At 70.1% G+C, this 15462-nt stretch carries 14 protein-coding genes and 1 pseudogene; 1 reads left to right on the top strand and 14 read right to left on the bottom strand.

The genetic code is table 11. From position 1 onward, the window contains the following. Positions 1–13 precede the first annotated feature (13 nt). From P6F26_RS02490 to P6F26_RS02445, 10 genes and pseudogenes are all read right to left on the bottom strand, one after another. Positions 14–382, bottom strand: coding sequence for a lipopolysaccharide assembly protein LapA domain-containing protein (locus P6F26_RS02490; RefSeq protein ID WP_347403028.1), 369 nt, complete (start codon positions 380–382; stop codon positions 14–16). Positions 383–424: 42 nt separating this feature from the next. Next, positions 425–712 carry an integration host factor subunit beta gene (ihfB, locus tag P6F26_RS02485; RefSeq protein ID WP_278027062.1) on the bottom strand — a complete coding sequence of 96 codons (288 nt, stop codon included), beginning with the start codon at positions 710–712 and terminating at the stop codon, positions 425–427. Positions 713–820: 108 nt separating this feature from the next. Continuing rightward, positions 821–1408, bottom strand: a complete 588-nt coding sequence (locus tag P6F26_RS02480) for a selenium-binding protein SBP56-related protein (protein WP_278027061.1) — start codon at positions 1406–1408, stop codon at positions 821–823. A gap of 72 nt (positions 1409–1480) precedes the next feature. Further along, positions 1481–1694, bottom strand: a pseudogene (locus P6F26_RS02475) (selenium-binding protein SBP56-related protein); the annotation flags it as partial. Between the two features lie 153 nt (positions 1695–1847). Continuing rightward, positions 1848–2786 (bottom strand): pirin family protein, encoded by a 939-nt coding sequence (locus tag P6F26_RS02470; RefSeq protein ID WP_278027060.1) that lies wholly within the window; start codon positions 2784–2786, stop codon positions 1848–1850. 151 nt (positions 2787–2937) lie between these two features. Then, the gene (gene purU, locus P6F26_RS02465) at positions 2938–3822 is read right to left on the bottom strand and encodes a formyltetrahydrofolate deformylase (RefSeq protein WP_278027059.1); all 885 of its coding nucleotides are present in this window, start codon (positions 3820–3822) and stop codon (positions 2938–2940) included. Between the two features lie 195 nt (positions 3823–4017). Next, positions 4018–4593: a sarcosine oxidase subunit gamma gene (locus tag P6F26_RS02460; protein ID WP_278027058.1), complete on the bottom strand. Its 576-nt coding sequence runs from the start codon at positions 4591–4593 to the stop codon at positions 4018–4020. Then, a complete protein-coding gene (locus tag P6F26_RS02455) occupies positions 4586–7540 on the bottom strand; it encodes a sarcosine oxidase subunit alpha family protein (RefSeq protein WP_278027057.1) in 2955 nt (984 codons plus the stop codon). The genes P6F26_RS02460 and P6F26_RS02455 overlap by 8 nt, the downstream gene beginning before the upstream one ends. Further along, complete coding sequence (locus tag P6F26_RS02450) at positions 7537–7824, bottom strand: sarcosine oxidase subunit delta (RefSeq protein WP_278027056.1); 288 nt, start codon at positions 7822–7824, stop codon at positions 7537–7539. Before P6F26_RS02450 ends, P6F26_RS02455 begins: the two co-directional genes overlap by 4 nt. A 13-nt stretch (positions 7825–7837) precedes the next feature. Continuing rightward, positions 7838–9088: a sarcosine oxidase subunit beta family protein gene (locus P6F26_RS02445; protein WP_278027055.1), complete on the bottom strand. Its 1251-nt coding sequence runs from the start codon at positions 9086–9088 to the stop codon at positions 7838–7840. Between the two features lie 129 nt (positions 9089–9217). On the opposite strand from P6F26_RS02445, the gene P6F26_RS02440 reads away from it, so the two are divergent. Beyond that, positions 9218–10183, top strand: a complete 966-nt coding sequence (locus P6F26_RS02440) for a GlxA family transcriptional regulator (protein WP_278027054.1) — start codon at positions 9218–9220, stop codon at positions 10181–10183. 37 nt (positions 10184–10220) lie between these two features. Here the strand turns inward: P6F26_RS02440 and P6F26_RS02435 are convergent, their stop codons facing one another. From P6F26_RS02435 to P6F26_RS02420, 4 genes are all read right to left on the bottom strand, one after another. Continuing rightward, complete coding sequence (locus tag P6F26_RS02435; RefSeq protein WP_278027053.1) at positions 10221–11204, bottom strand: Ldh family oxidoreductase; 984 nt, start codon at positions 11202–11204, stop codon at positions 10221–10223. Positions 11205–11256: 52 nt separating this feature from the next. Next, positions 11257–11973 carry a DUF3726 domain-containing protein gene (locus tag P6F26_RS02430; protein ID WP_278027052.1) on the bottom strand — a complete coding sequence of 239 codons (717 nt, stop codon included), beginning with the start codon at positions 11971–11973 and terminating at the stop codon, positions 11257–11259. Next, positions 11973–13646, bottom strand: a complete 1674-nt coding sequence (locus P6F26_RS02425; protein ID WP_278027051.1) for a hypothetical protein — start codon at positions 13644–13646, stop codon at positions 11973–11975. Before P6F26_RS02425 ends, P6F26_RS02430 begins: the two co-directional genes overlap by 1 nt. 77 nt (positions 13647–13723) lie before the next feature. Beyond that, positions 13724–15274: a BCCT family transporter gene (locus tag P6F26_RS02420; RefSeq protein ID WP_278027050.1), complete on the bottom strand. Its 1551-nt coding sequence runs from the start codon at positions 15272–15274 to the stop codon at positions 13724–13726. Between the last annotated feature and the right edge of the window lie 188 nt (positions 15275–15462).

Below are 15462 nucleotides of genomic sequence, written 5' to 3'. Positions count from 1 at the left end.
GGCGAATGCGCCCTCAGCGGGCCGTGCCGCTGTCCTCGACCAGCGCGAGGATCTCGTCGCGGCCCTCGTTCTGGCGACCCTTGAGCGACTGCACCTCGCGCTCCAGCTTCTGGGCTTCGCGCTGGTTGGTGCGCGCCGCCGTGCGGTAGCGATGCTCGCGAAGCCATTCCCAGACGAAGCCGACCAGCACGCCGGTCACGACACCGCCGAGGATCACGAGGAACAGGGGCAGCTCGATCGCGACATCGACGCCCGACCAAAGCGCCAGCTCCTGCGGCAGCAGCGTCAGCGTCACGGGGCCGCGGTTGGCGAGCGCGAGGATCGTGAGCGCGATCGCGACGAGGATCAGGAAAAGGTACTTGATGGCGCGGATGATCTTCATCGCATCCCCCCGGAAGTTGCCGTCGGCAGAGGCAGGCGGCGGTCAGCCGTCCTGTTCGTTCAGACGGTCACGTAGCAGCTTGCCCGCCTTGAAGAAAGGGACATGCTTTTCGTCGACCTCGACGCTTTCGCCGGTGCGGGGATTGCGGCCCACGCGGGCGTCGCGCTTCTTGACCGAGAAGGCGCCGAAGCCCCGCAACTCGACCCGGTTTCCGCCGGCGAGCGCCTCTATGATCTCCTCGAAGATCGCGTTGACGATACGCTCGACGTCCCGTTGGTAGAGGTGCGGATTTTCATCGGACAGCTTCTGAATCAGCTCCGAGCGTATCATGTCGTCCTCCCAAAACCTGACGGAACGCACCGCCATTATAGGCAAAAGCAATTGAACTGGATACCGGATTCAACCACCGGCTGACGGCCATATCCCTGCAAACATGGGTCAATTCGGGGCTTTGCGGCATCCCGGCAGCCTCGGGCGGGGTTCGGCAGCCTCCGCCCGAAGCGCGCGGGCTGCCGATTCGCGCCGTCCGGCACAAGCCCGCATCAGCCCGCGAACGCCAGCGACACCCCGCCCACGAGGATCAGGCTCAGCGCCCAGACCATGCGCCATGGCCGCGAGAAAGGACCAAAGCGCAAGCCTCGAGGGCGGCACGCGGGCGAGACAGCGCGGATGGCGGCGATTGAAGACGAGGTAGACGCCAAGCGCGATCACGAGGCAGGCGACTGCGATCCGGATCTCCCGCTCCCATTGCGCGAGGACCAGGAGCGCGGTGAACGGGAGCGAGTTGGTCCAGTAGACGCGCTTGCCGTCGCGGCTGATCTCGACCATCTGCGGGCCGAAGGCGAAGGGCTTGCCGTTGGGATGGGCCGTGCCGCGCGCGATGCCGCCGAGCTCGACCTTGGCCGCAAGCACAGGGGTCATCGGATCCGAGACGTCGTATTGATGCATCCCGCCCAGCCCCCAGCAGGCGAGATGGAGGAACCTGTCGTCGAGGCTGAGGTCGATGTCGGTGACAAGCGGCGGCACCGCCTCGAAGCCCTGCAGCAGCGGCGGCAGGTTTTCTGCCTTCTCGGGGCGCCGGGGAACAGGCGTTCCAGCCGAAATGGTGGAACTCGTCGCCCTTGTCGGGCATCAAAAGCTGGTGGACGATCCGGCCACAGGTGTCCGACTTCGGATCGACATCGACGACGGCAAGGCCGTCCGGCCGGGACCCGTCGGGACTGAGCATGAGCATGAAGGCCAGCGTCTCGACCGGAGCTTCCATGGCGAGTTTCGGGGTCGCGTGGAAAGTTGGATCTGGTCTCAGGCTCATCGTCGGCTCCTCCCAGGCCTTGGGCAGCGGAGCATCCGACGGCGGATCGATCCTCGAGCGCCCGTGCCGCCGAGCCTGCCACACATCGGGGATTCGGGCGATTTCCGGGGCGTGCGGGACGTCCCGGCCGCCCGAAGGCGGCGCGAGCGAGGCCTAGCGCTCGGGAAGCGGAATGAACTCGTCGCTGTCGCCCGGCGGCAACTGGAAGCGTCCGTTCCGCCAGTCGCCGGCCCGCCACGCCTCTCGGGCCTCCTCGATCCTCTCCTTCGAGGAAGCGACGAAGTTCCACCAGATGTAGCGCGGCCCCTCCAGCGTCTCGCCGCCGAGAAGCATGACCCGCGCGCCGCCTGCCCCGGCCCTGAGGGACACGCGGTCGGCGGGGCGGAACACCATCATCCGTCCCGCCTCGAAGGTCTCGCCCGCCACCGTGACCTCGCCGCTGACGACGTAGACGCCGCGGTCCTCGTGGTCGTCGGGCAGAGGGATCGCCGCGCCCGGCTCGAGGATGGCATCGGCGTAGAACATCTCGGACGCCGTCCGCACCGGGGCCCGCTCGCCCCACGCATTGCCGAGAACCAGCCTCACCCGCTTCCCCTCGCCCTCCAGCAGCGGAAGCGCGCTGGCGGGCGCGTGGGCGAAGTCCGGCGCCCGGTCCTCGTGGTCCTTGGGCAGGGCGACCCATGTCTGGATGCCGAAGAAGGGCATCGGATCCGTTTGCGTCGCGTCGTCGGTCCGCTCGGAATGGGTGATGCCGCGGCCCGCCACCATCCAGTTCACCGCGCCCGGCTCGATCCAGGCGTCGGTGCCGAGGCTGTCGCGGTGATGCATCCGTCCGCTGAACAGGTAGGAGATCGTGGCAAGCCCGATATGGGGATGCGGCCGAACGTCCAGCCCGCGCGAGGGCAGCAATTCGGCGGGCCCCATCTGGTCGAAGAAGATGAACGGGCCGACCATCTGGCGGCGCGGCGCGGGCAAGGCGCGGCGCACCTCGAAGCCGCCGAGGTCGCGCGCGCGGGGCACGATGACGGTGTCGATGGCGTCCACCTGGTCTCCGGTCGGACAATGCGGGTCGAGGGCGGGGTTCCAGCTCATGTGCGTGCTCCATGTTGCACGCCCATAGAAAGGCATCGCGACTTTTCGCACAAGACGCCCGAATGGCGCGATACTTGCGCGCTGGCGCACATGTCGCGGCCCCCTGGCACCGCCACGCGGGGCGCGTCCGGTCCGGCGGGGGCCGCCCTCGTCAGCCCATCCGTTCGCTCGCGTAGCTTCCGGGGCTGGCGGGAAAGACCACGGTCTTGTCGCCGTTCAGGAAGGTGCGGTTGTGGATGTGGGCGTGGACCGCGCGGGCCAGAACCGCGCTTTCCACGTCGCGCCCGAGGCTGACATAGTCCTCGGCGCTCTGGGCGTGGGTCACGCGGACGGTGTCCTGCTCGATGATGGGCCCCTCGTCGAGGTCGCTCGTGACGTAGTGCGACGTCGCCCCGATCAGCTTCACCCCCCGCTCGAAGGCCTGCTTGTAGGGGTTCGCGCCCTTGAAGCTGGGGAGGAAGGAATGGTGGATGTTGATGATGCGCCCCGACATCTTGCGGCACATCGCGTCCGACAGGACCTGCATGTAGCGCGCCAGAACGATCAGCTCGGCCCCCGTCTCCTCGATGATCTCCATCTGCCGCGCCTCGGCCTGGGGCTTGTTGTCCTTCGTGACGCGGATGCAGTGGAACGGGATGTCGTGGTTCACGACCACCTTCTGGTAGTCCATGTGGTTCGAGATCACGGCGACGATGTCGATGGGCAGCGCCCCGATCCGCCAACGATAGAGCAGGTCGTTCAGGCAGTGTCCGAACCGCGAAACCATGATGACGACCTTCATCCGGGCCGCCTCGTCGTGGAAGGCGTACTCCATCCCGAAGGGCTCGGACACCGCGGCGAAGGCCGTCTCCAGATCGGCAAGCGCCGCGCCCGTCTCGGCGGTGAAGCTCACGCGCATGAAGAAGGTCCCGGTCTCCAGGTCGTCGAACTGCGCGCTGTCGGTGATGTTGCAGCCCTTCTCGGCGAGGAAGCCTGCGACGGCGGCCACCAGCCCGCGGGTGGACCGGCATTTGATGGTCAGTGCGAATTTGCTCACGGGGTCGGGTGCCTTCTTCTGTCGGGGTGTCGGGGCGGGTGGCGTGCGTTCTGGGTGCCGGGGCGTCAGTCGGGCGGTCGGGCCGCGCCGGGCCTGAGCCACCGGCCATGCCCGGTTTTCATGTCCGGGTCGGCTGCGCAAGCGCCGGCGCGACGATCGGCGGGGGGCCCTGCGGTCCCGGCATTCCCGCGCGCCTCAGGCAAGGCCGCGCGCCACCGTCTCCAGCGCGTGCCACAGCGACAGCGCCGAGGAACGCGCGCCGAGCACGCGGTAGGACCGGCCCGGCGCGTCGCAGATCACGAAGCAGTTCATGTGCTCGATGCCGGTGCGGTCGGCCATGCCCGCCTGCATTCGCGCAAGGTCGAGCCGGCAGAGCCGCTCCAGCAGCGCGGTCGCCCCCTCGCCCTCGAGCACGAAGCAGACCCATCCGTCGGTCTGTTCCGTGACCGACGCCGCGCCCCCCAGTCGCGCCGCGAGGCGGTCGGCCATGTCCTCGTGCGTATCGAAGGGCGCGAGCGCGAACCACTGGCCCGGCCCGGTCCACATCAGCTGAACGCCGCCGGGCCTGCCGGTGACGCGCCGCGGCTCGGGCGGCGGCGCGCCGGCAAGCTCCTGCGCGAGAGCGTCGAGCGCCTCGGCCCCGCCCGCGCGCTCCGCGACCGAGGCGATGGCGAGGTCCGGCGTCTCGGCGACGGAGACGGCTCCGTGCCGGGCGCTGCGCGGGCGCGCGCCGCCGGTCGCGCAAAGAGGTTCGAGACGATGATCAGCCACGCAGGCGCCCTCCTTCGGGATCGACGAAATGCGGCGACACCACCCGCACGGCGATGTCGAGGCCCTCGAGCGGGCTGACCGCGCGCAGCGTCTCGCCCTCGCGGTCCTGTCCGCGCGACACGAAGGCCAGCGCGATCGGACTGCCCAGCGTCGGCGAGAAGGCCGCCGAACTGACCCAGCCGAGCGCGTTGGCTGCGGTCAGCGCCGCGCCCTCGGCGATCACGTGCGCGCCGCCGGGGATCTGGGCCGACCCGTCCAACGGCACGAGGCCCACAAGGCGCCTGTCGTCCGCCTCCAGCCCCTCGCGGCGCGACAGGACCGCGCCGATGCTGTCCTTGGCGGCCGAGACCATGCGCCCCAGTCCCAGCATCGCGGCGGTGGTGCGGCCGTTAAGCTCGTTGCCGGCGGCGTGGCCCTTCTCGATGCGCAGAACGCCCAGCGCCTCGGTGCCGTAGGGTGTCACGCCGAGGTCGGCGCCCTGCGCCATCATCTCGCGCATCAGCGCGTCTCCGTAGCGGGCGGGCACGGCGATCTCGTAAGCCAGCTCGCCCGAGAACGAGATGCGGAACAGCCGGGCGCGCAACCCGCCGCAGACCGTCACCGGCGCACAGGCCATGAACGGAAACGCCTCGTTCGACAGGTCGCAGCCCGCGTCCACCACACGCTGCAGGAGGGTGCGGGCATGGGGCCCCGCGACGGCGATCTGCGCCCACGCGTCCGTGGTCGAGATCAGCTGCACGTCCATCCCCGGCCACAGGCATTGGCGGGCGAATTCCATGTGCCGGTAGACCGCGCCGGCATTCGCCGTGGTCGTGGTGACGACGAAGTGATCCTCGGCCAGCCGCGCGGCGGTGCCGTCATCCATCGCGATGCCGTCCTCGCGCAGCATCAGGCCGTAGCGCACGCGGCCGACCGCCAGCTTCGCCATGCCGTTGCAGTAGATGCGGTTGAGGAAGGCGGCGGCGTCGCGTCCCTGCACGTCGATCTTGCCCAGCGTCGTCACGTCGCAAAGCCCGACGGCCGTGCGGACGGCGCGCACCTCGCGGTCGACGCTCTCGCGCCAATGGGTTTCGCCCTCCCGAGGGAAGTATTGCGCCCGCAACCATTGGCCGGCCTCCACGAAGGTCGCGCCCTGCGCCTCGGCCCAGGCATGGGTGGGCGTACGGCGGGTGGGGCGGAATTCACCGTCCCGCGCGCGCCCCGCGAAGGCGCCGATGGACACCGGGTTATAAGGCGGGCGAAACATCGTGGTGCCGGTCTCGGCGACGCCCTGCCCCGTCAGCGCGGCCATCACGCCGATGGCGCTGGTGTTGGCGGTGCGGCCCTGATCGGTCGCCATCCCAAGCGTGGTGTAGCGTTTCACATGCTCGACCGAGCGGAAGCCCTCCTGCTGGGCGAGCGCCACGTCCTTGACCGTCACGTCGTTCTGGAAATCGAGCCAGGCCCGCCCCGTGGCGCCCGTCACGTGCCAGAACGCGGCGATGCGGGTCGGCGCGTCCTCGGCTTTCGGCAGCGGGGCCGCCGGCGCCTCGAGGCCCAGCGCGGCCAGCGCCGCGCGCGCTGCCTCTGCGCCCTCCGCCAGGGCCCCGTGGGTCGAGAAGGTACCCGCCGCCGCACCCGCCAGGACCTGCCCCGGCACGGCGCCCGGCGCCGGCCTGAAGGCCGCGATCCCGGCGTCCCAGACCGGGCGCGTGCGCTGCTGCGCGCTCAGATGCAGGTTGGGGTTCCACCCGCCCGAGACGGCCAGCGCGCCGCAGGCGATCTGCCGCGAAGACCCGTCCGCAAGGCGCACCGTGATGCCGGTCAGGCGCAGGCGGCCGGCGGTGCCAGTGACCTGCGCGCCCCGGAAGGTCTCGGCGGCCCGGCAGTCGGGCGCGTCGGCGCGCGTGTCGATGACGGCCGCGACCTCTACGCCCTGCGCGGCAAGATCCGTCGCCGTCCGATGGCCGTCGTCGTTGTTGGTGAAGACCGCGATCCGCTGCGCGGGGGTTGCGGCCCAGCGGTTGGCGTAGGCGCGCGCCGCCCCCGCCAGAAGGATACCGGGCCGGTCGTTGTCCGGGAAGGCGATGGGCCGTTCGGTGGCCCCGGCGCAGACCACGCAGGCCTTGGTGTAGAGCCGCCAGAGCGTCTGGCGGGGCGCGTGGTCGGGCCGGTCGGGCGCCGCCATCTCGAGGGCGCCGTAGATGCCGTGGTCGAAGACGCCGAACACGGTCGTGCGCGCCATGACCCGGACGTTCGGCAGGCTCGCAAGCTCGGCCATCGCGGCCCCGGCCCAATCGGCGGCGGGCGCTTCGTCGATGGCGAAGGTCTCGGCGTTCAGACGCCCGCCCGCGGCGAAATCCTCGTCGGCGAGGATCACGCGCGCGCCTGCGCGGCCCGCGGTCAGCGCCGCCATCAGGCCGGCGGGACCCGCGCCCACGACCAGCAGGTCGCAATGAAGGAAGCCGCGGTCGTAGCTGTCGGGGTCTGGAACGGTGGCCAGCCGCCCCAACCCTGCCGCGCGGCGGATCGCGGGCTCGTAAAGCCTTTCCCAGAAGGCGCGCGGCCACATGAAGGTCTTGTAGTAGAAGCCCGCGGTCAGGAACGGCGACAAAAGGTCGTTCACCGCCATCGCGTCGAAGCGCAGCGACGGCCAGGCGTTCTGGCTGTGGGCGGTCAGCCCGTCGGACAGTTCCACCACCGTGGCGCGGGTGTTGGGCGTGCGCGAGGGTCCCCGCGTCAGCGTCACCAGCGCGTTCGGTTCTTCCGAGCCGGCCGAAATCAGCCCGCGCGGGCGGTGATACTTGAAGCTGCGCCCCAGAAGCGCGACGTCGTTGGCCATCAGCGCCGAGGCCAGCGTGTCGCCCGGATGGCCGGTGAAGCGGCGCCCGTCGAAGGAGAAATCGACCGTGCGGCTGCGGTCGATCCGGCCGCCGGGCAGGCGGTTGGGCTGCGTGCCGGAGGTCATGCGCCGCGCCCCCGCGCCAGCGCCACGTCGCGCGCCAGTTCCACCTTGGTGATCGCGTGGGTGCGGGTGTCGCGCGTGACCACCAGCCAGGACCGGTCGCCCTGTTCATGGAACCACAGCTCGCGGTGCAGTCCGGCGGGGTTGTCGCGCAGGTAGAGGTAATCGAACAGCGCGTCCTGCGCGCCGTCGGCCATGCCGTCGGGCCGGTCGATCAGCGCGGCGTCGCCGAGATAGGTGAATTCCTGCGCGTCGCGCGGGCCGAGAACGGGATGGGGAATGATCATGTGCGCGTCTCGCTCAATGCAGGTTGGGCGTGGCGCCCATGCCCTTTTCGTCGATCATCCGGCCGGTGCGGAACCGGTCCAGCCGGTAGGCGGCGGCGGTCTCGTGGGGGGTGTCGGTCGCCAGAAGATGCGCGAAGGCCAGCCCCGAGGCCGGGGTCGCCTTGAACCCGCCGTAGCACCAGCCGCCGTTGAAATAGAGGCCCTCGACCGGTGTGCGGTCGATGATGGGCGAGCCGTCCATGCTCATGTCCATCACGCCCCCCCACATGCGCAGCAGACGCGCCTGCCCGATCATCGGCATCAGCGACATGCCGCTTTCGCAGACATCCTCGACGGTGGGCAGGTTTCCGCGCTGCGCGAACGAGTTGTAGCCGTCGATGTCGCCGCCGAAGACGAGGCCGCCCTTGTCGGACTGGCTGACGTAGAAATGCCCCGCGCCGTAAGTGATCACGCCGTCCAGCACGGGCTTCAGCCCCTCGCTGACGAAAGCCTGCAGGACGTGGCTTTCGATCGGCAGGCGCAGGCCCGCCATCGCCATCACCTGCCCCGAATGGCCCGCGACCGCGACGCCCACCTTGCCCGCGCCGATGAAACCGCGCGTGGTCTCGAGTCCGCGGATGGCGCCGTTCTCGATGCGCAGGCCCGTCACCTCGCAGTTCTGGATGATGTCCACGCCGCGGCTGTCGGCGGCCCGCGCGAAGCCCCAGGCGACCGCGTCGTGGCGCACGGTGCCGCCGCGCCGCTGCAGCAGGCCGCCCTTGATCGGAAAGCGCGCGTTCTCGAAGTTGAGGAACGGATACATCGCCCGCACCTGCGCCGCGTCCAGAAGCTCGGCGTCGGCGCCGTGCAGCATCATGGCGTTGCCGCGCAGGCGGTAGGCGTCGCGCTGCGCATCGGTATGGCACAGGTTCAGCACGCCGCGCTGGCTGACCATCGCGTTGTAGTTCAGGTCCTGCTCCAGCCCTTCCCAGAGCTTCAGCGACATCTCGTAGAACGGCTCGTTGCCGTCGAGCAGGTAGTTCGAGCGGACGATCGTGGTGTTGCGCCCGACATTGCCGCCGCCGATCCAGCCCTTCTCAAGCACCGCGACGCGCCGCGCGCCATACCGGCTTGCGAGGTAGTGCGCGGTGGCAAGCCCATGCCCGCCCCCGCCGACGATGACGATGTCGTAGGCCTGCTGCGGCTGGGGATCGCGCCAGACAGGGCGCCAGCCCTTGTGCCCGGTGATCGCCTCGCGAAACACCCTGAACCCCGAATAGCGCATCTGACGCCCCTTGCTGCCCGTCCTGGTCTCAGTGCCACGTTCCGGCGCGCCATGACGTTCCGAAAGTGACGCATTCTTGCCTTTTCGTGCCAGACACGTCACAGCGCGTCCAAAAGGGGGAGCGACACGATGCGCCGGCGGATCGGTTTCCTGCTGCTCGAGGATTACGCGCTGATGTCCTGCGCCGCGGCAGTCGAGCCGTTGCGCGCCGCCAACCTTCTGGCGGGCCGCGATCTTTACGAGATGTGCTTTCTCTCGGAGGGCGGCGGCCCGGCGGTAGCGTCGGTCGGGGGCATGTTCGACACCGTCGCGCTGAATGCCGTCGCGGGCACCTTCGACACGGTGTTCGTCGTCGCGGGGGGCGATCCCCTCGGCCTGCATTGCCCGCGGGCCACGGGCTTTCTGCGCGGGCTCGACCGGCGGGGGGTCGCGCTTGGCGGGATCTCGGGCGGGGCGGTGGTGCTTGCGAAGGCGGGGCTTCTGTCGGGGCGGCGCTTCACGGTGCACTGGCAGCATTTCGACGCGCTGCGCGAGCTGTCGCCGGACCACCTCATGGAACGCAGGCTTTTCGTGATCGACCGCGATCGCTTCACCTGCGCCGGGGGGGCCGCCCCGCTCGACATGATGCACGCACTGATCACCGCGCATCACGGCATCGAGCTGGCGCGGCGCGTGGCGGACTGGTTCATCCACACCCGCATCCGCGAGGCCGGTGACCCGCAGAAGGCCGGCACGGCCGAGCGTTACGGCATCCACGATCCGACCCTCATGGCGGTCGTCAGCCTGATGGAAAGCCACCTCGCCGATCCGCTCAGCGTCGGGCAGCTGGCGATCCTGTCGGGGATGAGCGCGCGCCACCTTCAGCGGCGCTTCGAGGAGCGGGCGGGCGTGCCGATCATGCGCTTCTACCGCGCGATGCGCCTCGACAAGGCGCGAGACCTTCTGGGCCAGACCGGACTGCCGGTGCTGGAGGTGGCGCTGGCGACGGGCTTCGCCAACGGACCGCATTTCGCGCGCGCGTTCCGCGACCGCTTCGGGATGGCGCCGACCGCCGTCCGCGCAAGGGGCCATGCCTCCCCGAGCGGACCGGCCTGAGGGCCCGGGCGGCCATTCCGGCGTCGCGGGGGAAAGCCTAGCTCCGTCCCTCGGCCAGCGCGGATAGTTGCTCCCACATCGCGGGGGCCACCTCGACGGGGTCTTGCAGCACGCGGTGCGCGCCGGGAATGCGGACTTCGGGATCGCCGGCCATGGCCTCGGTCACGCGGGCGATGCTGGCCGAAAGGTCGCCGCCATGAACCGCGGGATCGATCAGGATGTAGCTCTGCCCGAGACCGTGCGGCGGGCCGTCGGGAAGCTTCAGCCCCTTCACCTCGCGCGATCCGCGCGACCCGGTCAGCCCGGCCGCCATGAACTCCACCAGCAGGCCCAGCGCCCAGCCCTTGTAGCTTGCCGCGCTGACGAGGGCGCCCGACAGCGCGGCCTCTGGATCGGTCGTGGGCCTGCCCTCGCTGTCCACGGCCCAGCCCAGCGGGATCTTCTCGCCGGCCGCCTTCGCCATGGTGATCTTGCCCAGCGCCACGGCGGCGGTCGAGAAATCCGCGTGCATCGAGGGGCCGTCGGGCCCCGGCAGCGTGAAGGCGATGGGGTTCGTGCCGAGAACGGGCGTCCGCCCGCCCGGCCCTGCGACGATGGCCGAGGCATTGGTGAAGCCGATGCCGATCAGCCCCTCGCGCGCGATCTGTTCGGTGAAGAAGCCCAGCGACGTGCAGGTGTGCGAATGGCGGATCGCAAGCGTCGCGATCCCGCAGGACCGGGCCGCCTCCAGCGCCGCGGGAAGGCCGCACTGGAAAGCGGGCTGGGCGAATCCTTGGCGGGCATCGACCGTGACCGCACCCGGACGGGGCGTCGCAACGGCGGGCTCGGCCCGTCCATCGACGCGGCCCGTCCGAAGCTGGCGGCAATAGCTTTCGAGGTAGTAGAGGCCGCAGATCACGTTGCCGGTCTCCTCGGCGCGGGCGATGGCCCGTGCCACGGATGCGGCCTGCAACGGCCCGGCGCCGTGGGCCGCGAGCGCCCGCGCGCTCAAGTCCTCGATCCGGGCGAGTTCGATTTCCATCCTGTCGGTCCTGCCTTCCCGTCATTGCACCGCCGCGCCACAGGCGCGCCGTTCAGTCGTTGTCGCTGGTCCCCGCCCCGGCATCGGCGCGCGATGTCTCGGACGGCGGCACCGTGGTCTTCAGCGCAAGCGCGCCGAGACTGTCGAGCGTGTCTTTGCTGCAGCCCCTGCGCGCGCCGGGCGCCGCGGGCTCGGGCGCGTCCGCCCCACGGCAGAGCGTGAGTAGCGCGCAGTCCACAGCCCCGATGGCGCAAAGCGCCCCCGACATCCCGCCCGCCGGCGAGATCGCGATGCGCCCCCCGGCCCACGAGACCTCGACCGGATGCCCCAGCCGCCGCGCGACGGCGGCGAGAAACGGCAGCAGGATCACCGGACGGCTGACCGGGCCAAGCGTCAGGCCCTCGTCGTCCAGCGCGGCCTCGGGCAGGGTGCAGAAATCGCTCAGCGTCGCGCCAAGCGCGACGGGACAGAGCATCCCGTCGCCGCGCGCGGTCCACATGCCCCTTGCCACGGCCGGGCAGATCTCGTGCCAGGGCAGGCCTTGCGCCCAGTGCAGGTGATCGGCCAGCGCCCGCGGCCCGTCGATCCCGCGCGCGGAAAGCCAGCCTGCGGCAAAGCCCGCCTCCTCGGCCAGGCCCCACGCCATGCCGGCCCCGCGCGCGGCCTTGGCGCAAAGCGCCTCGATCTCGCTGCGCGACAGGAGCGGATCGGCGGGAGCCGCGCGGAGGGCGGGCCCGGAGGCGCCGTCTGTCGACGGGGGCCGGACCATCACGCGCACGCGCCCGCCTGCTCCAGAGGATAGGGCGCCCCCTGGAACAGGCTGATGCGCACCCACTTGTCCGACCGCGGGTCGAAATGGCTCGCCCCGAAGAAGGCGAGCTTGCAGCGCATCATGTCGATCGGAAGCATCTCGGCGGCGATCAGGTTGTCGCGCACCTCGGCATAGGGGTGGCGCGCGGCCAGTTGCGCGCGGCGCGCCATGAAGCGGTGTTCCGGCGCGCGCAGGAGGAATTCGGCCAACGTCTCGGTCTCGCGACAGCCGGCCAGCGCATCGTGCAGTTCGCGTGCGAGCCTTGCGATGCACAAGGGCTGCTCCCGCTCGGCGCCATCGTCGCTCAGCCGGTCGCCCAGCCTCGGCTCCAGCTTTTCCTCAGACACGTACCAGAACCGCGCGGCGGCCGAGGGCTGCGCGAAATCGATGGCGAGCGCCCAGTCGTAACGGGCCTCCAGAATGCCGCGCAGCTCGGCGCAGCGCATCGCGCCATCCAGCCCGAAGCCGGCCGTCTCGTCGGCGTCCATGCACTGCGCAAGCCCGTCCACCAGCGCGCCGTGCGGCTCCAGCATCAGCGCGAAAAGCTGTTCCTGCCCCTCGAGCGTCAGCGTCTCCTCGCCCCAGCGCCAGAGCGCGTCCCAGGGCGTGTCGCAGGTGCCGGGGAAATCCGCGATCCTCGCCCCGATCCGCTCGAGGTCCGCGCGCAGGTCGCGCAGCTTCTCCACCTGCAACGGATGCTCCGAGCGCCAGTTCGCGGCGTTGTCGCGCGCGGCCTCCCACGCGGCGCGCAGGGCGGCCCGCGCGTCAGGGTCGGCGTCGGGAAGCGCGCGGACGCGGACCAGCGCCTCTTCCTTCGCCATCATCCAGTTGTTCAGAAGAACGGGGTGGCGCACGATGAAGGGCGCCATGCCGAGGCCGGTGGAATTTCCGACGCCGAGGCGGCGCCGGATGTCTGGCGCAAGACGCGCGGCACGGTCGCCGCCGCGCGCGGCGGCCACGTGCTCGACCATGTCGACGGTGAACTGCCGGATCAGCCAGACCGCCAGCATCTCGACCTGGAACGGCGCGGCAAGCTCGGGCCGGGCGGCGATGTCGGCACGGTCCGCCGCGCCGAACTTGCCCGACCCGTAGACCGCCGTGGTGCGCATGAGGTAGCCGACCGCGTCGATTTCCGCCGTGTCGGGCTGCAGCCCTTCGGCGAGCCGGTCCACGACGTGCCGCCAAAGTCGCACCGAGCGGTTGGCCCGGCTGAGCGAAAGTTCCGACGGCTCGACGCGGCCCGCCTCCTGAAGGGGCACGTTCGCCGCGAGCCGGTCGAGGTCCGCCGCCGAGGGCGTTCCGTCATGCAGGGCGAAGGTCGCGTCCCACGCCGTGGCGATCACCCGGTCCGAGCGCATGTGCGCCGGCAGGTCATGCGCGAAGGCCACGAGGCTGTAGGTCCGTTCGGGGCCGCGCGCGCGATAGACCGCCCGGCCCACGCCCTTGGCGTCGATCTCCCAGACGGGCCGGTCGAACCGCCAGCCCTCGGCCCGCACGCGACGCAAAAGGATGCGCAGGAACGACAGGCGCGTGGGATGCGCCGAGCCCATGCGCGCAAGGCGCATCACCTGCTCGGGGGCGCGTCGTTCGACCGCGGCGGCGGCCTGATCCGTGGACGTGGTCGTGTGCATCGATACGCTCCCGCGTCGCGTTCAACGAGTGTCGGGCCGTCGCGGGCGGCGGTCGGGTGCCGCCCGCGACGTCGTCTTCAGCCCTTGCCGAGCTTCAGCGTGATCCGCAGCGCGTCCCACAGCGACGGCAGAAGCACCAGCGATACGGGCACGGCGGTGACCACGATGAAGCTTTGCAGCTTGCCGATGCCGCCTGCCCCGGTCCAGATCAGAATGAGCGCCATGACCGCCATGGCAAGCCCCCAGAACGCCCTCAGCAGGACCGAGGGATTGTCGTCGGACATCGCCGTCGCGATCACGTAGCTCATGGAGTCGCTGGTGGTCGCCACGAAGATCATCGTGAGGACGAGGAAGAAGAACGACAGGATCAGCCCCATCGGCATGGCCTGCGTGATCGCCAGGAGGCCGGCGGGCAGGTTGAAGCCCTCGAAGGGCCCCGAGATCACGCCGGGCGTGACCTGCTCGAACGCGATGCCCGACCCGCCGATGATCGTGAACCAGAAGTTCGTGATGATCGGAGCGAGGATGGACAGCATCACGATGATCGACCGGATCGAGCGGCCCCGGCTCACCCGGGCGATGAAGATCGCCATCAGCGGGCCGTATCCGAGGAACCAGCCCCAGAAGAACACGGTCCACCAGCCGAGCCAGCCGGGCGCGCCGAAGATGCCCGCGTCGCCGCGATAGAGCGCAAGCTCGAAGAAGTTGCCGAGATAGGCGCCCATGCCTTCGAAAAACCCGCCGAGGATGAAGCCGGTCGGCCCGGCCACCAGCATGAACAGCAGCAGGCAGAAGGCGAGGATCACGTTCGCCTTGGACAGAAGCTGGATGCCCTTCGAAAGGCCCGTGATCGCCGAAACCGTATAGATGCCCGCAAGCGCGAGGATCATGGTGGCCTGCGTGGCGAAGGTGTCGGGGATGCCGAACAGCGTGTTGAGCCCGTAGGACATCTGCAGCCCCAGGAAGCCGATGGGCCCGACGGTGCCCGCGACCACGGCGATGATGCACGACGCATCCGCGATCAGGCCGATCGGCCCGTTGATCGCGCGGTCCCCGAACAGCGGGTAGAGCAGCGTCCTCGGGGCCAGCGGAAGGCCCTTGTCGTAATGGTAATGCATCAGCATCACCGTCGTCAGCGACCCGAGGATGGCCCATGCAAGAAAGCCCCAGTGCAGGTAGGACTGCGCCAGCGCGGCGGCGGCCTGCGCCTCGGGGTCGGCGGAAAGATCGCCGAAGAGGGGCGGCGTGGAGAGGTAATGCGCGATCGGCTCGCCCGCGGCCCAGAACACCCCGCCCCCCGCGAGGAGGGTGCACATGATCATGGAGCCCCACTGGAAGGCCGAGAATTCAGGCTTGTCGAGCGCGCCCATCACGGTGCGCGCGCCCGGAAGGAAGCAGATCACGATCCCGATCAGGAAGGTGCCCAGCAGGAGCAGCTGCCAGTAAAGGCCAAAGTATGTCGCCGCGAAATTGAAGCCCCAGTCCACCATGGCCGACAGCGTGTCGATGCTGATCAGCGCAAGGCAGCAGAACAGAAGGATGAAGCCGCCCGTGATCGCGAAGAGCGGTTTGTCCACCCGGCCGAGCCGGGAGGACACGTCTTCGGAGCTCTTTGGTATGTCAGTCATGTTCGCCGTCCCCGTTGTGTCAATCCAGATTTCCGTTTGCCGGTCATTCCGCGGCGTGGTCGTTCAGGTTCTCGTGCCTTTTCGCCTGCTCCGCGGGGCCGAAGCCGCGCTCGAAGAAGCGCAGCCAGTTTCCGCCCATGATCGCCTCGATCTCGCCGGCGTCGAACCCGACCGCCGACAGCCCCTCG

Source organism: Roseicyclus salinarum (assembly GCF_029624655.1).
In the GTDB taxonomy this organism is placed as follows: Bacteria; Pseudomonadota; Alphaproteobacteria; order Rhodobacterales; family Rhodobacteraceae; genus Roseibacterium; species Roseibacterium salinarum.
This window is presented reverse-complemented; position numbering and strand designations above follow the sequence as displayed.